Here is a 20,329-nt window from a genome sequence, read left to right as displayed (position 1 = left end):
CATGCCTCGTTGTACTCATCGCGTGGTGGCGCTGCTGGCGGTTCTGTTGCTGGCTGCCGCCGCGCTGCCGTTTGTCAATTTCGCCCCGAACCGTCTGGTATCGGGCGAAGGCCGTTGGCTATGGCAAATCTGGGATTTCCCTCCGCTTATCCTGCTGATTATTCCGGCGCTGTTTTTGTGGCTTAGCTGGCTGCCTGGGCGGCTGCCGAGTCTGTTGATTCTGCTGCTGGCCGAAGGCGGCTTTGCGCTCCTGCTGTGGGCGAGCGGCGAGGCTGCGCAGCAACTGGCGCAGAGCAGCAGCCCGCTGGCGCGAACCTCACCGGGGAGCGGGCTATGGCTGGGCTTACTGCTGATGTTGCTGATTTGCAGCGAGGCTATTCGCCGCCTGACATCGCATGCGCGGTGGCGCTGGCTGTTGAACGTGCAGCTGTGGCTGCTGCCTTGCTGGCTGTTGTGGAGCGGGGCGCTTGATGGCCTGTCGCTGATGAAAGAGTACGCCAACCGGCAGGAGACCTTTAACGATGCCTTGAGCCAGCACCTGACGCTGCTCTGGGGCACGCTGCTGCCGGGGCTGCTGCTCGGCGTGCCGCTCGGCATGTGGTGCTGGCGGCATCCGGGGCGGCAGTCGAGCGTGTTTACTGTCCTCAACATTATTCAGACCATTCCTTCGGTGGCGCTGTTCGGCCTGCTGATTGCGCCGCTTGCCGGGCTGGCGCAGCGCTTCCCGTGGCTGGCGAATCTCGGTGTGGCGGGAACCGGCTTGGCTCCGGCGCTGATTGCGCTGGTGCTCTACGCGCTGCTGCCTATCGTACGCGGCGTGGTCGCCGGGATGCAGCAGGTCTCAATGCAGGTGCAGGAAAGCGCGGCGGCGATGGGCATGAGCCGCGCCCAGATCTTTCTTCGCGTGCAGTTACCGCTGGCGCTGCCGGTACTGCTGCGCAGCCTGCGGGTGGTAACCGTACAGACGGTGGGCATGGCGGTGGTGGCGGCGCTGATTGGGGCGGGCGGCTTTGGGGCGCTGGTGTTCCAGGGGCTGCTCAGCAGCGCGCTGGATCTGGTGCTGCTTGGCGTGATCCCGACCATCGCGATGGCGGTTATCGCCGATGCGCTGTTCAGCCTGGCGGGCAGCTTATTACAAGGAGAGAGCGATGATTGAATTCTTCCAGGTCAACAAATCGTTCGGTCACCATCCGGCGGTAAAAAACCTCTCATTGCGGCTGGCTGAAGGGGCGTTTTCGGTGCTGATTGGTACCTCCGGTTCGGGGAAATCCACCACCCTCAAGATGATTAACCGGCTGGTGGAGCCCGATAGCGGGACGATTCGTTTTGCCGGGCAGGATATCCGCGAGCAGCCGCTGCTCACCCTGCGCCGACGCATGGGCTATGCTATTCAGTCGATTGGCCTGTTCCCGCACTGGACGGTGGCGCAAAACATCGCCACCGTGCCGCAACTGCTGAAATGGCCGAAGGCAAAGGTCGATGCGCGCATCGATGAACTGATGGCGCTGCTGGGGCTGGAGCCGACGCTGCGCACGCGGTTCCCGCATCAACTCTCCGGTGGCCAGCAGCAGCGCGTCGGCGTGGCGCGGGCGCTGGCGGGCGACCCGGAGGTGCTGCTGATGGATGAACCCTTCGGTGCGCTGGATCCGGTGACGCGCGGCGCGCTTCAGCAGGAGATGCGCCGTATTCACCAACTGTTGGGGCGCACCATCGTGCTGGTAACCCATGATATTGACGAAGCGCTACGTCTGGCGGACAACATCATTCTGCTGGACGGCGGCGAGGTGGTGCAGCAGGGCACGCCGCTACAGTTGCTTAGCCAACCGGGCAGCGAATTTGTACGCACCTTCTTTGGCCGTAGCGAGCTGGGCGTGCGATTGTTGTCGCTGCGGCGGGTGGCGGACTACGTGCGCCACGGCGAGCAAGCCGAGGGGGAGGCGATTATCGCTACCGCGTCGCTGCGCGATGCGCTCTCCGGTTTTATGGACCAGCGGCGCACCGTTTTGCCGGTGGCGGATGAGGCTGGAAGGGCTTACGGCACGCTGCATTTTGCCGACCTGCTACGCGAGGAACCGAGCGATGCGACTATTCCGTGACCCGCTGCTGTGGCTGCTGGCGCTGTTTATCGGGCTGCTGGTGGGCCTGCCCTACAGCGAGCCGCTGTTTCATCTGTTGTTTCCTGAACAGCCGCGCCCGCTCTATCAGCAGGCAGGTTTTTTGTCGCTGACGCTGGCTCATGCCTGGCTGGTGGGGGTTTCGAGCCTGACGGCGATCGTTATCGGCGTGAGTGCTGGCGTGGCGGTAACGCGCCCGGCGGGCAGTGAATTTCGCCCGCTGGTTGAGACGCTGGCGGCAATGGGGCAAACTTTTCCGCCGGTAGCGGTACTGGCGCTGGCGGTTCCGGTAATGGGTTTTGGTGAAAAACCAGCGATTATTGCGCTGATCCTGTATGGCATTCTGCCGGTATTGCAAGGCACGTTAGCCGGGCTGGCGGCCGTACCGCTGAGTGCGTTGAGCGTGGCAGAAGGGATGGGGATGTCGGGCTGGCAGCGGCTGCGTCAGGTTGAGCTACCGTTAGCGGCGCCGGTTATCGTGGCGGGCGTGCGGACCTCGGTTATCGTTAATATCGGCACGGCCACCATCGCCTCCACGGTGGGCGCGAATACGCTGGGCACGCCAATTATTATCGGCCTGAGTGGGTTTAACACGGCCTACGTGGTGCAAGGGGCGATACTGGTGGCGCTGGCGGCGATTATCGTCGACCGCGCCTTTGAGCGGCTGAGTCTACGGCTCAGCCGACACCGCCGCGCACAATAAATGAATAGCCTGCGAGCATCACGCCGCCAATACCGCTGATGGCCATCAGGGCAAAAATGAAGATCGCGGCTAGTTTGGTAGACTTCATGGTGTACTCCTTTTGTTAACCAAAAGATTATACCGCGAAGCTGGTCTGTTAACGAACGATTAATTTGTGGGGAGCGCGAAGGCCACGCCCTCTTCCTGCCAGCAGGCGAGCTGCTGCCGCTGCAAGGCGCTGGGTGCCACACCGCACCAGACAAGCAGCGTCTGGCCGGGGAACAGCTCCGGCTGCACATGGGTGAGCGTATGAGCCAGCACATCAACGCGCCAGCCCTGTTCGCAGGCCACCCAGCTCTCCAGCCACAGGCGCGTCATATCGGTGACGTTCCAGCCGACCACCAGCGCGTGCGGCCCCGACTTACGGCGACCGGAGGCCAGATTCAACGCAATGTCGTTAATCAACACGCCGTCGAGCAGGCCCAGCAGCGTTTGCTGGGCAAACTGCGCGCTCTGTAACCGCTGGCGCAGGGGGTTAAACAGGCAATCAACCAGCGTGCGGGCGCTGTGGCTGCGGCGCAGATCCTTCACCCATAGGCGCAGCGGGTGCAGATGACCGCTGCGCAGGTAGCTCAGCACCTTTTCCTGCTGCTCCCGCCAGCCGTCCTGCTGCTCGCTGAGCAGCCCTTTGACTTTGCTCACCTGCACGCCGGTTTCTATCCAGCGCTGGATCTCGCGGATGCGGTCGATATCGTCATCATTAAACAGGCGATGGCCGCCGTCGGTGCGCTGCGGCTTCAGCAGCGCGTAGCGTCGCTGCCAGGCGCGAAGCGTCACCGGGTTAATATCACAGAGCTGTGCGACTTCACCAATCGTATAAAGCGCCATCTTTTCCTCCGGCATGCGATATCCCATTTAACTTTAGACGGGGATTAACAGCACGGCCTGCTTTGATTGTTTTTTATCCACTTCGCGGAGATGATGATGGATAAAATGTGATCGGTAGCATTTTTTGCACTTTTTTTGCCAGGTTTCAAAGAAAGTTATGCCAACTGTGTGTATGTTACGCAGTTTTATTTCTGCTGTGGTGAACGGGTATGTACGAGTTTAATCTGGTGTTGCTGCTGCTTCAGCAGATGTGTGTTTTCCTGGTCATCGCCTGGTTAATGAGCAAAACGCGCCTCTTCATCCCGCTTATGCAGGTTACCGTTCGCCTGCCGCACAAGCTGCTCTGCTACGTCACGTTCTCCATTTTCTGTATTCTCGGTACCTATTTCGGCCTGCACATTGAAGACTCCATTGCCAACACCCGCGCGATTGGCGCAGTGATGGGCGGCCTGCTCGGTGGCCCGGTGGTCGGTGGGCTGGTGGGGCTGACCGGCGGCTTACATCGCTACTCGATGGGCGGGATGACCGCGCTAAGCTGCATGATCTCGACCATGGTTGAGGGGCTGCTTGGCGGGCTGGTGCACAGTCTGCTGATCCGTCGTGGTCGCCCGGATAAAGTATTCAGCCCGTGGACGGCAGGGGCGATCACCCTGGTGGCGGAGTTGGTGCAGATGCTGATTATCCTGCTGATTGCCCGCCCGTTCGAAGATGCGCTGCATCTGGTGCAGAGCATTGCCGCACCGATGATGGTCACCAATACCGTGGGTGCGGCGCTGTTTATGCGTATTCTGCTCGATAAGCGGGCGATGTTTGAGAAGTACACCTCGGCCTTTTCCGCCACCGCGCTGAAAGTGGCCGCCTCGACGGAGGGGATCCTGCGTAAAGGCTTTAACGAAGAGAACAGCATGAAGGTGGCGCAGGTACTGATTCAGGAGCTGGATATCGGCGCGGTGGCTATCACCGACCGCGAGAAGCTGCTCGCCTTTACCGGCATTGGCGAAGATCACCATCTGCCTGGTAAGCCTATCTCCTCACGCTACACGCAAAAAACCATTGAGACTGGCGAAGTGGTCTACGCTGACGGCAACGAAGTACCGTACCGCTGCTCGATTCACCCCAACTGCAAGCTAGGCTCGACGCTGGTGATCCCGCTGCGCGGTGAGAACCAGCGGGTGATTGGCACCATCAAACTGTACGAGGCCAAAAACCGCCTGTTCAGCTCCATCAACCGTACGTTAGGCGAGGGGATTGCCCAGCTACTGTCGGCGCAGATTCTGGCCGGGCAGTATGAGCGCCAGAAAGCGCTGCTGACCCAGTCGGAGATCAAGCTGCTGCATGCCCAGGTCAACCCGCACTTCCTGTTTAACGCCCTGAATACGCTCAAAGCGGTGATTCGCCGCGACAGCGAACAGGCGAGCCAACTGGTGCAGTATCTGTCGACCTTTTTCCGCAAAAACCTCAAACGCCCGTCGGAGATTGTCACTCTGGCGGATGAAATTGAGCACGTGAACGCCTACCTGCAAATTGAGAAGGCGCGCTTCCAGTCGCGGCTGCAGGTGCATCTGGATATCCCCGATGCGCTGGAGCATCAGCAGCTTCCGGCGTTCACCCTGCAGCCGATTGTCGAAAACGCCATTAAGCACGGCACTTCGCAATTGATGGATGTTGGCGAGATTACGCTGCGCGCTCGCCAGCAGGGCAGGCATCTGGTGCTGGACATCGAAGACAATGCCGGGCTGTATCAACCCAATTCCTCGTCCAGCGGATTGGGCATGAGCCTGGTGGACAAGCGTCTACGGATGCGTTTTGGCGACGAATGCGGGATTGCCGTCGCCTGCGAACCGGACCGTTTTACCCGGGTCACTCTGCGGTTACCTCTGGAGGAGAATGCATGATTAAAGTGCTGATTGTTGATGACGAGCCGCTGGCGCGGGAGAACCTGCGCGTCCTGCTGCAAACGCAGGACGACCTTGAGATTGTGGGCGAGTGCGCCAACGCGGTGGAGGCCATCGGCGCGGTGCATAAGCTACGCCCGGACGTGCTGTTTCTCGATATCCAGATGCCGCGCATCAGCGGGCTGGAGATGGTCGGCATGCTCGACCCGGAGCATCGCCCCTATATCGTGTTCCTGACAGCCTTCGATGAATATGCGGTGAAGGCGTTTGAGGAACACGCCTTTGACTATCTGCTCAAGCCGATTGAAGAAAAACGGTTGGAAAAGACGCTGATGCGCCTGCGTCAGGAGCGGGCGGTGCAGGATATGTCGGTGCTGGGCGAAAACCAGCAGGCGCTGAAGTTTATTCCCTGCACCGGACACAGCCGGATTTATCTGCTGCAGATGGACGATGTGGCGTTTGTCAGCAGCCGGATGAGCGGCGTGTATGTCACCAGCGGTGAGGGCAAAGAGGGCTTTACCGAGCTGACGCTGCGTACGCTGGAGAGCCGTACGCCGCTGATCCGCTGCCATCGCCAGCATCTGGTGAACATGGCGCATCTGAAGGAGATTCGTCTGGAGGATAACGGCCAGGCCGAGCTGCTGTTGCGTAACGGGCAGACCGTGCCGGTAAGTCGTCGCTATTTGAAGACCTTGAAAGAAGCGCTAGGCTTATAATTCGTGTAGAATTAGCCACCGTATTTTTCATCACCACCGAAGGCACTATGGTCAGTAACGATATTTTACGCAGCGTCCGCTACATCCTGAAAATGAACAACAACGATCTGGTGCGTATTTTCGCGCTGGGCGAAGCCGAAGTCAGCGTTGAACAGCTGGCGCCGTGGCTGCGCAAAGAGGATGAGGAAGGCTTCGTACGTTGCCCGGACATTATGCTGTCGTGCTTCCTGAACGGCCTGATTTACGAAAAACGCGGTCGCGACGAATCTGCGCCAGCGCTGGCGGTGGAACGCCGTATTAACAACAACATCATGCTGAAAAAACTGCGTATCGCGTTTGCGCTGAAAACCGACGATATTCTGGCGATCCTGACGCAGCAGCAGTTCCGCGTCTCGATGCCGGAAATCACCGCTATGATGCGCGCACCAGACCACAAAAATTTCCGCGAGTGCGGCGACCAGTTCCTGCGCTACTTCCTGCGTGGCCTGGCGATTCGCGAACACGCGGCAAAAGCCTAAAAAAACGGCCCACTTATTGTGGGCCGCCCATCGGATTATTTCACTTCTTTAAAGCCAGCGGCTTCCAGCAATGCCTGACTTTGTTTCATGCTGACGCCCTTGCTGGTATCGCCAGACACCATTGCCCCCATCGCGCCTTGCAGTGCTTTAAAGTCAACTTTTTCCATATCCACCGTTACGCTCTCCTCTGCATAGGTATCCTGATAGGTTAGCTTTTCTTCTACACCAGCAATGCTTTGGTACTTTGCGCTAAGCTGGCCGAGAATTTTTTCTGCATCCTCTTTGGTTTTCGCACCCACCGACGCATAGAGAATTTTACTTTGCGAAGTCTGTTTAATGACTTTGTCGCCCGTATAGGTGTAAGTCATTGAGATCTCATTGCCATTAAGGTTGGCGCTGAAGGTTTTGGACTCTTCTTTATCACCGCATCCTGCCAGTGAGAAGACGAGAACCGATGCGACGGCTATGGATAATAATTTTGAGGATACTTTCATTTAAAACTCCATTTTATAAACGATGTGATGCTTAAAGATCATGTATATGACACATGTCAGGGGCGCATTAGCTTAGGGCCTTTACGGCTATTTAAACAATCCGAAAATGGCGTGGCGCGGGAGAGATGGGCAGGTCATGCAACAAAAAAAAGCGCCGCTGGGAAGCGACGCTTTATGGGGACGTTATTTCACCTGCTGACCAGGCTGCGCACCGTCATCCGGGCTTAACAGGAAGATATCTTTGCCGCCAGGGCCTGCGGCCATCACCATCCCTTCCGAGATGCCGAAACGCATTTTACGCGGTGCCAGGTTGGCCACCATGATGGTCAGGCGACCAATCAGCGGCTGCGGGTCAGGGTAAGCAGAACGAATGCCGGAGAAGACATTGCGCTTCTCGCCGCCGAGATCCAGCGTCAGGCGCAGCAGCTTATCGGAACCTTCCACGAACTCGGCGTTTTCAATCAGCGCCACGCGCAGGTCAACTTTGGCGAAATCGTCAAAGGTGATGGTTTCCTGAATCGGGTCGTCCGCCAGCGGGCCGGTGACCGGGGCTGCGGTTGCTTTCACTTCTTCTTTAGACGCTTCCACCAGCGCTTCCACCTGTTTCATTTCAATACGGTTATACAGCGCCTTGAAGGTGTTGATCTTGTGACCTACCAGCGGTGCGTTGATAGCATCCCAGCTCAGTTCGGTGTTGAGGAATGCTTCGGTACGCGCTGCCAGTTCAGGCAGAACCGGCTTCAGCCAGGTCATCAGTACGCGGAACATGTTCAGGCCCATGGTGCAGATAGCCTGCAGGTCGGCGTCGCGGCCTTCCTGTTTAGCGACAACCCACGGTGCCTGCTCGTCAACGTAGCGGTTAGCCACGTCGGCCAGCGCCATGATTTCACGAATGGCTTTACCGAATTCACGGCTTTCCCACGCTTCGCCAATGCTTTCTGCCGCGTCGGTGAAGGTTTTGTACAGCTCAGGGTCAGCCAGTTCAGCGGACAGCACGCCGTCGAAACGCTTAGCGATAAAGCCCGCGTTACGGGAAGCCAGGTTCACCACCTTGTTGACGATATCGGCGTTGACGCGCTGGATGAAGTCTTCCAGGTTCAGGTCGATATCATCGATACGGGAAGAGAGCTTCGCCGTGTAGTAGTAGCGCAGGCTGTCGGCATCGAAATGCTTGAGCCAGGTGCTGGCTTTAATAAAGGTGCCGCGAGACTTGGACATCTTCGCGCCGTTCACCGTCACATAGCCGTGCACGAACAGGTTGGTCGGCTTGCGGAAGTTGCTGCCTTCCAGCATCGCTGGCCAGAACAGGCTGTGGAAGTAGACGATATCTTTACCGATAAAGTGATACAGCTCGGCGGTAGAGTCTTTCTTCCAGTATTCATCGAAGCTTACGGTGTCGCCGCGCTTGTCGCACAGGTTCTTGAAGGAGCCCATGTAGCCGATTGGCGCATCCAGCCAGACGTAGAAGTATTTGCCCGGCGCGTTCGGGATTTCAAAGCCGAAGTACGGCGCATCGCGGGAGATATCCCACTGCTGCAGGCCGGATTCAAACCATTCCTGCATTTTGTTCGCGACCTGCTCCTGCAGCGCGCCGCTGCGGGTCCACGCCTGCAGCATTTCGCTGAAGGACGGCAGGTCAAAGAAGAAGTGCTCAGACTCGCGCATCACCGGCGTGGCGCCAGATACCACGGATTTCGGCTCGATAAGCTCGGTTGGGCTGTAGGTCGCGCCGCACACTTCGCAGTTATCGCCGTACTGATCCGGTGATTTACATTTCGGGCAGGTGCCTTTAACGAAACGGTCCGGCAGGAACATGCCTTTTTCCGGATCGTACAGCTGAGAGATGGTGCGGTTTTTAATAAAACCGTTCTCTTTCAGGCGACCATAAATCAGTTCGGACAGCTCGCGGTTCTCGTCGCTGTGCGTCGAGTGGTAGTTGTCATAGCTGATGTTAAAGCCCGCAAAATCAGTCTGATGCTCCTGACTCATTTCGGCAATCATCTGCTCTGGGGTAATGCCCAGTTGCTGTGCTTTCAGCATGATTGGCGTGCCGTGGGCATCGTCCGCACAGATGAAGTTAACCTCGTGGCCGCGCATTCGCTGGTAACGGACCCAGACATCAGCCTGGATGTGCTCCAGCATATGGCCGAGGTGGATGGAGCCGTTGGCGTACGGCAGCGCGCACGTTACCAGAATCTTCTTCGCGACTTGAGTCATAGTGGGTATTACTTCTTCTGTTTTAAAAAAGGGGTTTTGATATTACCAAAAGGGTAGAGGGTGTGCCATATATGGATGCCGCTTACCTGTGGTAGACTTAGGCGTACTGAAAGCATGTTAAAACAACAAAGGAGTCGGGATGAACTCAGAATCCCAGGCCAAATCACCTGAACGTCTACGTGCGATGGTGGCCGGTACGCTGGCAAACTTCCAGCACCCCACCCTGAAGCACAACTTAACGGCGTTGAAAGCGCTGCACCACGTCGCCTGGCTTGACGACACCGTGCACATCGAACTGCAGATGCCGTTTGTCTGGCATAGCGCCTTTGAAGAATTAAAAGAGCAAACCAGCGCGGAACTGCTGCGGGTAACCGGGGCGAAAGCCATCGACTGGAAGCTGTCACATAGCATCGCCACGCTGAAGCGCGTGAAAAATCAGCCGGGCGTTAACGGCGTGAAAAATATTATTGCCGTCAGCTCCGGCAAAGGCGGAGTGGGGAAATCGTCCACCGCCGTGAACCTGGCGCTGGCGCTGGCCGCGGAAGGGGCGAAAGTGGGCATCCTCGATGCCGATATCTACGGCCCGTCTATCCCGAACATGCTGGGCGCAGAAAACCAACGCCCAACCTCGCCGGACGGCACCCATATGGCGCCGATTATGGCCCATGGCCTGGCCACTAACTCTATCGGTTATCTGGTGACGGACGACAACGCTATGGTGTGGCGCGGCCCGATGGCCAGCAAGGCGCTGATGCAGATGCTGCAAGAGACGCTGTGGCCGGACCTCGACTACCTCGTGCTCGACATGCCGCCGGGTACCGGTGATATCCAGCTGACGCTGGCGCAGAACATTCCGGTGACCGGGGCCGTGGTCGTCACCACGCCGCAGGATATTGCGCTGATCGACGCCAAAAAAGGCATCGTGATGTTCGAGAAAGTGGAAGTGCCGGTGCTGGGTATCGTGGAAAACATGAGCATGCACATCTGCAGCAACTGCGGTCACCACGAGCCGATTTTCGGCACCGGTGGCGCGGAGAAGCTGGCGGAGCAGTATCACACCCAACTGCTGGGTCAGATGCCGTTGCACATCAATCTGCGTGAAGATCTGGATAACGGTACGCCAACGGTTATTGCGCGTCCGGACAGTGAATTCACCGAGATTTATCGTCGACTGGCGGGGCGCGTTGCGGCGCAGCTCTACTGGCAGGGCGAAGTGATTCCTGGCGACATCGCGTTCCGCGCGGTGTAACGGGGGAAGAAAGAGGCCGGGCGCATCACTGATGCGCCCGGTCTTTATTCATTAACGGTGGTAGAAAATCTCGCCGTCGTAGATTTTGCTGATGGTGCCGTCGGCATCGCTAATCTGTACATAGTTACCGCCCATGTACGTCCAGCGGGTGCCTGCATCCGGCGCTGGCAGGTTACGTTGCTGCCACTGCTTGATGTTGTACTCTGGTGTCAGGTACATCGCCGGCGCTTTGTCGCCAATCTTGAACTGCGTGAAGTCGGCAGTGAACTCTTTCAGCTCATACTGCTGAATTCCCGTTGCCGGTGTCGGTGCTGGTGCCGCCCACGCCGCACTCGCCGTCGCCAACAGTACGCCCAGAAGCATCATTTTTGTTTTACGCATACTATCCCCACATTATCCTGGATATAAAATTGCAGCTCCGTATGATTCCTGATGCGCGGCCTGAATGGCAAGCGCTGCTTTCGTAAAAAGTGTAAGCAAACCGTGACTATTCGGTTTTGAGGATTATTCTGGCACTCGCGACTAAGGACACCGCCATGTTCAGGCTGGAAGATTTATCTCTGTTCGTGCGCGCCGCCGCGCTGAACAGCTTTAGCGACGCGGCGCGCGAAGCGGGCATCCCCCCGGCGCAGGTTAGTTCAGCCATTAAACGGCTGGAAACCGCGCTTAACGTTCGCCTGTTTGCTCGTTCGACGCGCAGCCTGCGCCTGACGGCGGAAGGGGAGACCTGGCTGCCGTTTGCCTTGCAGATGCTCGATGCGCTGCAAAATGGGCTGCAAAAGATTCATACCCCGGACGATGAGGTGCGCGGCACGCTGCAAATCGCCGTGCCGTCCGACCTCGGCCGTAACCTGCTGCTGCGGGTGTTCCGCCAGTTCCGCGAGCGCCATCCGGCGCTGCGCCTGCGTATCCTGTTTTCCGATCATCGCACCGATGTGTTTAAAGACCCGGTCGACGTGGCGTTTCGCTACGGTGAGAACGACGATGCTTCGTTTGTCTCTTTGCCGGTCGCAGCGGAAAACCGACGCGTGGTGGTGGCCTCGCCCGACTGGATTGCCCGTCACGGCGAACCACAGACGCTGGCCGACCTCGAAAAATGTAACGCGTTAACCTACGTGCTGCGCGGCAGGCCGTTCGACCGCTGGCCACTGAGTCTCGATGGCGTGGAGCATAGCGTGCAGGTCTCAGGTAGCATCACCAGCGATGATGCGGAAGTGATCCGCCGTCTGGCGATTGCCGGGGAGGGGATTGCGTTTAAATCCGGGCTCGATGTCAGCGATGACCTGCGGGATGGGCGACTCAAGGTGCTGCTACCGCACTACCTTGGCGACCGGGTGCCGCTGAATATGATTTGCCCACACCGCAAGCAGCTCTCTGCGGCGGTGCGGTTATTGTATGAAGCGGTGAAAGCGGAGTGTGCGGCGAAACAGGCTTAACTGCCGTTGCGCTGGATGACCGAGCGGACGATATGTACCGACTCGGCTCACCGTTATTGCGCCGTCGGTTTCAGTATCCCGCCCGTCGATTTATTATTTTCTAAATATTGATGCTGGAAAATACACATGCGGATCGTGTTACGGTATTCACCGTTCACGAAGAACTCATGGATTAATTCTCCCTCCTGGATAAAACCAAGCTTACGGTAAATATGAATCGCTTTGGCGTTCTCTTTATCGACGATGAGATAGAGCTTATAGAGATTCAGTACGGTAAAGCCGTAATCCATTGCCAGCTTAGCGGCACGGGTCGCCAGGCCTTTACCCTGATATTCCGGCGAGATGATAATCTGAAACTCAGCCCGGCGGTGAATATGGTTTATTTCGACAAGCTCCACCAGGCCCGCATTATTGCCATTAAACGAAATGACAAAACGGCGTTCGCTCTGATCGTGGATGTGTTTATCGTAAAGATCGCTCAGCTCGACAAAGGCTTCATAGGGTTCTTCGAACCAATAGCGCATCACGCTCGCGTTATTATCGAGTTGATGAACGAAGCGTAAATCTTCGCGTTCAAGGGGTCTTAGTTTAATGTCTGATGGTTCTGGCATAATATTTTCAGCCTCTTGGTAAACTGGAAATATATTATCTGCTTGCGGTGGGCGTCATCAAGATTTGAAATAAAATTACAATCAATTCAGTGTAGTAAGTCAGCGTATTCTGAGCCTCATCAGGCGACGGTGTTCGCCTGATGAGGGCTGAAAACTTAGTGCTTCACCAGCGTCGCGAAGTAGTACACCAGCGGTACCGCCAGCACCCACAGACCGATGGGAATTTCACGCCATTTTCCAGCGATGGTTTTAATCATGATGAAGAACAGCAGGCCACCGGCAATCCCGGTACCGAAGCTGTTGGCAATCAGGGTGATCATCACCATCATCAGCACCGGCAGGCCATCGGTGAAGTTACCGAGGTCAACCTTACGCAGGCCGCTGAACATATTCAGCCCGATCAGCATCAGCGCAGGCGCGGTCGCTTCTTTCGGGATCATCAGCGCCACCGGCGTGAACAGCAGCATCAGCAGGAACATCACCGCTGCTGCCAGCGCCGTCAGGCCAGTTTTACCACCGGCTTCCGCCGCCGCCGAGGATTCAATCAGCGCGGTGGCCGCCGGAATGCCAAGCCACGGGCCGATAGCGGCGGCAATGGAATCCACCATAAACGGGCGGTTGATGTGCGGCATGTTGCCTTCTTTATCCAGCAGACCCGCTTCGCCGCCGACCGCCAGCGTGGTGCCCATGGTGGAGAAAAACTCAGAGGCGAAAAAGACGAACAGGAACGGCAGGAAGGCGATATTCAGCGCGCCCAGCATGTCAACGTGACCGAGTACCGGCGTCAGCGAATGCGGCATATCGATAAAGCTGGCGGGGAGATGTGTCACGCCCGCCGGGATGCCAACCAATGTCGCGAACAGAATTGCCCATAGAATCGCGCCGGGAATACGGCGAGCCTGCAATGCGATCGCCAGGAACAGGCCGCATAGCGCAACCAGCGCGCCGGGGGCCATAAAGTCACCCAACATCAGAGAGTTGGTTTTGGCGTTCGCCAGTACCAGACCGGCATTACGAAAACCTAACACGGCGACAAACAGGCCGATTGAGGCGGTGAGGCCGAGCTTAATCGACTGCGGCACCGAGCGGGTCACCACTTCGCGCAGGCCGAATTTGGTCAGCAGGAAGAAGAGGATCCCCGACCAGCAGGCGATGCCGAGGCCAATCTGCCAGCCAATGCCTTCGCTGCCTGCCAGCGTCACGCCGACCAGCACCGAACCGCCAATACCCGGGCCGACGATAAACGGTAGGTTAGCGTAGAACGCCATCAGCAGCGTACCGCCAACGAACACTAAAATGGTGCCGGTGGTGGCCGCACCTTTATCCATTCCCCCTACGGCTAACAGGCCAGGGATCACCACCAGAAGATAGGCGGCGGCGAGAAAACCGGTGACGCCTGCCAGGCACTCGGTACGCAGCGAACTGCCGCGGGAAGACAATGCAAAACGTCGCTCAAGCCAACTCCCAGCGGTTGGCGTTTGAAGGGTGTTATCGGCCATGGTGTGGCGCTCCCGTGATTATTGTTGTGATGTGTGTTCCGGCGTTTCCCGGCAATCCAGTACGGGGTCGACTATCTGGCGCGTCGTGCCGTCGGTCAGCCCTAAATCGGTTAAATGCGGCCCGGCGTTGCAGGCAAGACAGGTGCCTTCAATCGCCTTAAAGACGCGGTACGGCGGCTCCCAGTCGGCTATCTCGGCGCTCAGGTCGCGCAGCTGGCGGAATTCAGCGGCCAGCGTATGCGCCGGTTTGTCGGAGAGCATGCCGGCAATCGGCATCGCCACGTGGGCCAGAATGCCGCCGTTTTGCGCCAGCGCCATGCCGCCGCCGGAGGCGAACAGCTGATTGGCCGCCAGCGCCATATCCTCGGCGTTACGCCCCAGCACCACCAGGTTGTGGGAGTCGTGCGAGTAGCTGGTTGCAATTGCGCCGCGCAGCTCACCCCAGCCTTCCAGCAGGGCAATCTGCGGTTTGGCTTCATGGCGGCCGTGACGGTGCTTCACCCAGATCAGGCTGAAGCCCGCTGGGATCTCGACCTCGCCGTTGCGGATCTGTACGTCGATTTCGCCCCATTGGGTAAAGCGCGCGCCGCGGATGTGGCGCAGACGGGCGGTGCCGTGCTGGATATTGCCCACGCGCAGCGAGAAATCATCAGCCTCAAGCGGGGAGAGGCGCAGGGTATTACGCGGCGGCGTGACCCCAACGGCGGCGGTCAACGCGTCTAGCAGCTTGCCGTCGCGGGCAATCTGCTTTCCGGCGACGTACACCGCGCGGGCGTTGAGTTTTTCCAGCGAATCGAATACCACGAGGTCGGCGCGACGTCCGGCGGCAATCAGCCCAAGGTCATAGCGCTGCAGGCGAATGGCGGCGTTCAGGGTGGCGAAGCGCAGGGCATCGGTCGCTGTCAGGCCATGTTCAATCAGCAGATTCAGCAGGGCGATAATGCCGCCTTTTTCCAGCAGCATGTCCGGCGGCACATCGTCAGTACAGACGGTAATTTGTGAAGAGAGATGCGGCAGTGATTTCAGCGCCTTGACGATATCCGGCAGCAGGTAAGGGTGCGAGCCGCGAATTTCCAGGGTCAGACCGGCGCGCAGTTTCTCAAGCGCGTCGTCGGCGGAGGTCAGTTCGTGATCGGAGGTGACGCCTGCGGCAAGATAGGCTTGCAGGTCGGCACCGCTCAAGCCACGGGCGTGGCCTTCAATCAGCTTGCCGCTGTTGAGCCCCGCCTGCACGATCTCCTGCATCCGGCAGCTGCCGTGTAGCACGCCGTGCATGTCCATCACTTCCGCTACGCCGCGCACTTCCGGCCAGCCCAGCATGGTTTCCATTTCGGCACCGGCAAAATCGGCCCCGGACATCTCCAGCCCCGGCGTAGACGGCACGCTGGACGGTGCGGCGACCATCACCTGCAGGGGCAGATGACGACTGGCTTCTACGGCATAGCGAACGCCCGCGACGCCCAGCACGTTTGCCAGCTCATGCGGATCCCAGAATACGGCGGTGGTGCCCTGTGCCAGTACGATCTCCGCGTAGCGCTCCGGCGGCAGATGTGAACTTTCGAGGTGAACGTGGGTGTCCATCAGGCCTGGAGAGAGGTAAACGCCGGGCAGGGAGTGATGTTCCAGCGTGTCGCTGCGGCTGCCGCGCGGGTGGACGCTGGCAATCATATCGCCAACGATACCGACATCGGCTTCGCGAATTTCACCGGTCGCCATATCGACAACGTTGGCATCGGTGAGCAAAAGATCAAACGGGGACTCGCCACGTGCGGCCTGAACGGCGCGGCGGCGGTTTTCAGCATTGCTGGACATAACAACTCCGGCGCAGGGATAATGCGTGCTACTTTAGGGGCAGAGCAAACGGTTGCCCAGATGATTAAATTTATCACCCGATAACTTCAGCTTATTGTGCGTGATAGCCACGAGTGAAGCACACCATGACCGACCCCTGGCAGCGATTGCCTGCGCTCTCGCTTAAACAGTTGCAGTATTTTGTCACGCTGGCGCAGCTGCGTCACTTTACCGATACCTCTAACCGGCTGGCGATTAGCCAACCGGCGCTGAGCAGCGCTCTGCGCCAGATTGAAACGGTGCTGGGCGGTAAGCTGGTCAACCGTACCGCCTCGGCGGTGACGCTGACCGAGCTGGGGGCGGCCATTTTGCCGCATGCCCAGCGGGTGCTGAGCGTGGCGCAGCTGGCGTTTCACGATATGCAGCAGATTGTGGAAGCGGGCGGTGATGGCACGGTGCGCATTGGGCTGGTGCCGTCGGTCAGTTCGCTGCTGTTTCCGCTGTTACCCGAGGCGCTAGCGCAGGCATTTCCGCGCCTGCGCGTCGAGTTTCTCGATCGCACCAACGACGCACTGGCGCGCGATCTGCAAAGCGGACACATTGATTTTGGCGTGGGGGCTATCGACAGTTCTCTGCCCGCTGAATTGCAGGTTTTTCCGCTGCGTGAAGACCCGCTGGTGGCGATACTGCATGTGGATGACCCGCTGGCCGGGCAGCCACATTTACCGTGGAAACAGCTGGCAGGGCGCGATATTGCAGTGTTCTCAAAAGGTAATATTCAGCGTCTGGTTGGCGCGCTGGTGGAGAGCCAGCGGTTGACGCTCAATACCCGCTATCAGGTTGATTATATTGAAACGCTGTACGGGTTGGTGCGCTCGCGCTTAGCGGTGGGGATCCTTCCGCAGCTGTACACTACCCATCTGCAGGATGCGGCGCTGCGAGTCGCGCAGCTTCAGCAGCCAGAGCTAACGCGTACCGTCGCGTTAATGCGTGGCCCGCAGACGCTGCCGCCGCTTATCGAAGCCTGTTTCACATTGCTGTTAAAAGCGCTTCGCGATACCCCGTAGCCCGGTCGAGTAAAGCGACGCCGGGAAGACGCCACCCAATAAAGAAAGAAGGAGGCCGAAGCCTCCTTAGCGAATTACTTCTGGGTAACGGTCAGCATCCCGTTATCGCGGCCATGGGTTTTATTCCATGACGCGCTTTCAATACCGTCGGCATTCATGCTGACGGAAATCACATAGCCCGCCCCGCGAATTTCATAGAAATTGGCGTTAACACGCTTAACCACCGCTTTCTTACCGTTGATGGTCGCGGAGAAGAAGCCGTTTGACAGGGTGGCTTTCAGGACGTTGGAGGAGAGGGTCGCTTCGCGCATTGGGTCCGCGACGTGCGCGGCTTGAGCGTGCTGCTCGACGTCTTTGCTGCGGGTAGCGTTTGCCGCATTAGCGTACGCCGCCGTCATCGCCGCATTGTTAATGCTCTGCTGGCGGTTCTGCTCGGATAAATAGCAGGTGTCTTTAGAGACGCCCTGTGCTTCGCAGGAAGCCATGCGCTGTGCCGGGGAGCTGCAACCTGCCAGCGCTGCGGAACCAACCAGAACGGCTAACACCATCATTTTAGCTTTCATCATTAACCTTATTTCTTATTAATTAACACACAATATTTAATCGGAAAGATTATTTAATCACTTCCGTTATTACTAGCAAAATGTAAAAAATTAAGTGTAGTCTGAATTATTCGTGGTTACAGTCAATGCTAATCGTTGATAGAGTATTGTTAAATACCGCACCAAGAAGCACACCTGTCGCCACCAATGCCATAGAGGCAATGGCGTAAGCAAGAATGAGTTTTATCATCGGCTATTTATTTTATAGAACGGCTATCATCATTATTGTTTACGTTGTACCAAAAAAGAAAACCGCTAATAGTGTCACGGACACACGATTCCCTTCTTTCGTAACGCAAAGCAACTATCAACTAAGATGGTCATTTGAATATTGATTTAGATCATGCATAGAATCGGAAGCGATCGATGCAACGAACAGTCATGATGTTTATTGTTATTGATTATAATAAACAGTCGCTTACGCTAACACGCTTCCTTTGTTGTGAATGGTTACTATTCGAAGTTAAAAGCTTATTCTGATGAACGGATACCGGAGTTTAATGATTTCATTCATTTTTATTTTCATTGAGTGTTATTCACACTGGATGCCTTAATGATCTTTACTTTCATATGAAGGAGTTGTCCTGATGTGCAGATTATTCTCAAAGCATGATTGTTAATTAAAATTTAAATATTGGTTTGCTAGTGTGATGCAAAAATAATAGGTATGAAAAGTGGGTGGGTAAAAAACATCGCTAGAAATATCCTCCAGCGAAAACAAGAATGAATGATGCAACCGGAACACCGTAAACCTATTTCTAACGCGGTGAGCAAGATAAGCGAGAATCTTCACCTGAACGCCACGTCGCCAAAGAGGAGTGGACCTTATTTGAGAGACCCCCGTTTTTTCAGACACAATAAAGAAGATAATTTACCACTGTTATTACATGGTTTTTTAAAAGGAAGCCAGTTATTAGGTCTAGGCTGTCGTGGTCCACTATATCTCCTGGGGCGATTGCGATACGTTCGCGCCTTTTTAACGCCGTGGCGTCATGCTTTTTGATTGTATAGTAAACTGTCGCTGTACTATATTTAACCTTTGCTGTAGTGCTTATGGGCGACGGTTCTTAAGGGTAGTCGCACTCACTCCTATATTCAGGCCTGACTTTCTCTATGGAATCGAATTCTCACGCACCGTTGAGCAGTTTTATCGATCTCATGATGGACGCTGTTTTTGCCGTTGACGCCCATGCCAATATCATTTTTGCCAGCGCGTCCTGCGAGCGTATTTTTGGTTATACTCCGAAAGAACTGATCGGCAGTAACATGTTTGACATGATGTTGCCGGAAGACCAGGAATTAACCCGAAATTCGATTGTCGATGTGATGGCAGGTAACCCGCAATTTCATTTCGAAAATCGTTATGTCCACAAAAATGGGCAGGTCTTGAATATCATGTGGTCAGCGCGTTGGTCACCGGCCGATCAATTACGTATCGGCGTGGCCCGCGATATCACCGAGCGTAAACGTTCCGAATTGCTCCAGTCGGTGCTTTATGCCATTTCTGAAGCCGCACATACCGCTGAAGATCTGCTCAAACTATTCCAGCGTATTCATGAGATAGTCGGTACGCTGCTACCGGCCGATAATTTCTCGGTGACGCTCTATGATGATAAAACGGCCCAACTGAGCTTCCCGTACCATGTGGACGAGTTTCAGGAGACCCCGGAGCCGTTTACGCTGATCCCGGAGACGTTTTACGCGGAAGTCATTCATACCGGTCAACCTCTGCTGCTCACGCCTGAAACGATGGCAGGGCGTATGGAAGAGTTGCGCACCTCCTTTAGTATGAATCCATTCTGTTGGCTGGGCGTGCCGCTAAAGTCGCATAAAGGCACGATTGGCGCGTTAGTGCTCAAAAGTTATCCGGGCGGCGTGTGCTACAACGAACAGGATCAGGAACTGCTGCAGTTTGTATCGACACAAATTGCGACGGTGATTGAACGCCAGCAGATGCAGGCCCGATTGCAGCATATGGCGCAGTACGATCAACTGACCGACCTGCCGAACCGTAGCCTATTGTACGATCGCCTGAAAACAACGCTGGCGACGGTACGCCGCGAACAAGGTCAACTGGCGTTGCTGTTTATCGATCTCGACAAATTTAAGCAGGTTAACGACACGCTGGGCCACGGCATGGGCGATCTGCTGCTGCAAGAGACCGCCGTGCGCCTGAAGCGTTGCGTACGTGAATCGGATACCGTCGCGCGCATTGGCGGTGATGAGTTTGTGGTGTTGATTCAGGGAACGTTGTCGCCTGAACATGCGGCGCGGGTCGCTCAAAAAATTGATAACGCGTTCCGCACGTCTTTTAGCCTGCAGGGCCATATGTTGACCATCGAACCCAGTATTGGGATTGCCTGTTATCCAGAGCATGGCAGCGATGAGCGCCAGCTTCTCGATTATGCCGACAAAGCGATGTATTTAGCGAAACAGGGTAAAGCGCCGCGGAAACATTATGGCTAAGTCATCAGTCGCGTAATGCGGTCCGCTCAACGTATGGGCTTGTTTGTCGTGCATCCTGCTGGCATTATTGCGGGCAGCTATTAA

18 protein-coding genes and 1 pseudogene are annotated in these 20,329 nt (G+C 56.7%); 10 read left to right on the top strand and 9 right to left on the bottom strand.

Translation table 11 applies throughout. The annotated features are described in order from the left end of the window. Window position 1: 1 nt before the first annotated feature. Genes V6944_RS02265 through V6944_RS02255 form a run of 3 tightly spaced genes read left to right on the top strand, consistent with a single transcriptional unit; the run spans window position 2 to window position 2,817 of the window. Complete coding sequence (locus V6944_RS02265; protein WP_333497724.1) at window positions 2-1,156, top strand: ABC transporter permease; 1,155 nt, start codon at window positions 2-4, stop codon at window positions 1,154-1,156. Then, entirely contained in the window at window positions 1,149-2,096 is a 948-nt protein-coding gene (locus V6944_RS02260) for an ABC transporter ATP-binding protein (protein ID WP_333497723.1), read from the top strand. Before V6944_RS02265 ends, V6944_RS02260 begins: the two co-directional genes overlap by 8 nt. After that, window positions 2,080-2,817 carry an ABC transporter permease gene (locus V6944_RS02255; RefSeq protein WP_333497722.1) on the top strand — a complete coding sequence of 246 codons (738 nt, stop codon included), beginning with the start codon at window positions 2,080-2,082 and terminating at the stop codon, window positions 2,815-2,817. Before V6944_RS02260 ends, V6944_RS02255 begins: the two co-directional genes overlap by 17 nt. Here V6944_RS02255 and V6944_RS02250 read toward each other — a convergent pair. Both V6944_RS02250 and V6944_RS02245 read right to left on the bottom strand, forming a co-directional pair. Beyond that, entirely contained in the window at window positions 2,792-2,905 is a 114-nt protein-coding gene (locus V6944_RS02250) for a protein YohO (protein WP_333494539.1), read from the bottom strand. The genes V6944_RS02255 and V6944_RS02250 overlap by 26 nt on opposite strands. Before the next feature lie 59 nt (window positions 2,906-2,964). Next, window positions 2,965-3,684 (bottom strand): MerR family transcriptional regulator, encoded by a 720-nt coding sequence (locus V6944_RS02245; RefSeq protein WP_333497721.1) that lies wholly within the window; start codon window positions 3,682-3,684, stop codon window positions 2,965-2,967. Window positions 3,685-3,893: 209 nt separating this feature from the next. Here V6944_RS02245 and V6944_RS02240 point away from each other — a divergent pair, with 209 nt between their 5' ends. The 3 genes from V6944_RS02240 to V6944_RS02230 are packed head-to-tail and all read left to right on the top strand — an operon-like array spanning window position 3,894 to window position 6,813. Further along, a complete protein-coding gene (locus V6944_RS02240; RefSeq protein ID WP_333497720.1) occupies window positions 3,894-5,579 on the top strand; it encodes a sensor histidine kinase in 1,686 nt (561 codons plus the stop codon). Beyond that, window positions 5,576-6,295, top strand: a complete 720-nt coding sequence (gene btsR / locus V6944_RS02235) for a two-component system response regulator BtsR (RefSeq protein ID WP_185666944.1) — start codon at window positions 5,576-5,578, stop codon at window positions 6,293-6,295. The genes V6944_RS02240 and btsR overlap by 4 nt, the downstream gene beginning before the upstream one ends. 47 nt (window positions 6,296-6,342) lie before the next feature. Further along, window positions 6,343-6,813, top strand: a complete 471-nt coding sequence (locus V6944_RS02230; RefSeq protein WP_333497719.1) for a DUF1456 family protein — start codon at window positions 6,343-6,345, stop codon at window positions 6,811-6,813. A 35-nt stretch (window positions 6,814-6,848) separates the two neighbouring features. On the opposite strand, the gene V6944_RS02225 is transcribed toward V6944_RS02230, so the two are convergent. Together V6944_RS02225 and metG are read right to left on the bottom strand one after the other, a co-directional pair. Further along, window positions 6,849-7,307, bottom strand: coding sequence for a YehR family lipoprotein (locus tag V6944_RS02225; RefSeq protein ID WP_333497718.1), 459 nt, complete (start codon window positions 7,305-7,307; stop codon window positions 6,849-6,851). Window positions 7,308-7,490: 183 nt separating this feature from the next. Further along, entirely contained in the window at window positions 7,491-9,524 is a 2,034-nt protein-coding gene (gene metG / locus V6944_RS02220; RefSeq protein WP_333497717.1) for a methionine--tRNA ligase, read from the bottom strand. A gap of 139 nt (window positions 9,525-9,663) precedes the next feature. Here metG and apbC point away from each other — a divergent pair, with 139 nt between their 5' ends. Next, window positions 9,664-10,773 (top strand): iron-sulfur cluster carrier protein ApbC, encoded by a 1,110-nt coding sequence (gene apbC, locus V6944_RS02215; RefSeq protein ID WP_333494544.1) that lies wholly within the window; start codon window positions 9,664-9,666, stop codon window positions 10,771-10,773. A 51-nt stretch (window positions 10,774-10,824) separates the two neighbouring features. Here apbC and V6944_RS02210 read toward each other — a convergent pair whose 3' ends face one another. Continuing rightward, on the bottom strand, window positions 10,825-11,154 hold the full coding sequence (locus V6944_RS02210) for an RcnB family protein (protein WP_333497716.1): 330 nt from the start codon (window positions 11,152-11,154) through the stop codon (window positions 10,825-10,827). A gap of 155 nt (window positions 11,155-11,309) precedes the next feature. Between V6944_RS02210 and V6944_RS02205 the strand changes: the two genes are divergently transcribed. After that, on the top strand, window positions 11,310-12,209 hold the full coding sequence (locus V6944_RS02205) for a LysR family transcriptional regulator (RefSeq protein WP_333497715.1): 900 nt from the start codon (window positions 11,310-11,312) through the stop codon (window positions 12,207-12,209). Between the two features lie 53 nt (window positions 12,210-12,262). On the opposite strand, the gene speG is transcribed toward V6944_RS02205, so the two are convergent. The 3 genes and pseudogenes from speG to V6944_RS02190 all read right to left on the bottom strand — a co-directional run. Beyond that, window positions 12,263-12,820 (bottom strand): spermidine N1-acetyltransferase, encoded by a 558-nt coding sequence (gene speG, locus V6944_RS02200; protein WP_185666950.1) that lies wholly within the window; start codon window positions 12,818-12,820, stop codon window positions 12,263-12,265. A 155-nt stretch (window positions 12,821-12,975) separates the two neighbouring features. Then, on the bottom strand, window positions 12,976-14,319 hold the full coding sequence (locus V6944_RS02195; protein WP_333497714.1) for an NCS2 family permease: 1,344 nt from the start codon (window positions 14,317-14,319) through the stop codon (window positions 12,976-12,978). A gap of 17 nt (window positions 14,320-14,336) precedes the next feature. After that, window positions 14,337-16,131, bottom strand: a pseudogene (locus tag V6944_RS02190) (adenine deaminase); the annotation flags it as partial. A gap of 125 nt (window positions 16,132-16,256) precedes the next feature. On the opposite strand from V6944_RS02190, the gene V6944_RS02185 reads away from it, so the two are divergent. Then, the gene (locus V6944_RS02185; protein ID WP_333497713.1) at window positions 16,257-17,177 is read left to right on the top strand and encodes a LysR family transcriptional regulator; all 921 of its coding nucleotides are present in this window, start codon (window positions 16,257-16,259) and stop codon (window positions 17,175-17,177) included. Window positions 17,178-17,251: 74 nt separating this feature from the next. On the opposite strand, the gene V6944_RS02180 is transcribed toward V6944_RS02185, so the two are convergent. Continuing rightward, window positions 17,252-17,740, bottom strand: coding sequence for a hypothetical protein (locus tag V6944_RS02180; protein WP_333497914.1), 489 nt, complete (start codon window positions 17,738-17,740; stop codon window positions 17,252-17,254). A gap of 1,152 nt (window positions 17,741-18,892) precedes the next feature. Between V6944_RS02180 and V6944_RS02175 the strand changes: the two genes are divergently transcribed. Then, a complete protein-coding gene (locus tag V6944_RS02175; RefSeq protein ID WP_333497712.1) occupies window positions 18,893-20,245 on the top strand; it encodes a sensor domain-containing protein in 1,353 nt (450 codons plus the stop codon). Window positions 20,246-20,329 lie beyond the last annotated feature (84 nt).

The organism is Kluyvera sp. CHPC 1.2972, assembly GCF_036759925.1.
In the GTDB taxonomy this organism is placed as follows: domain Bacteria; phylum Pseudomonadota; class Gammaproteobacteria; order Enterobacterales; family Enterobacteriaceae; genus Kluyvera.
Note: the sequence above shows the minus strand (reverse complement) of the source record. Positions and strands in the feature narration are given on the sequence as shown.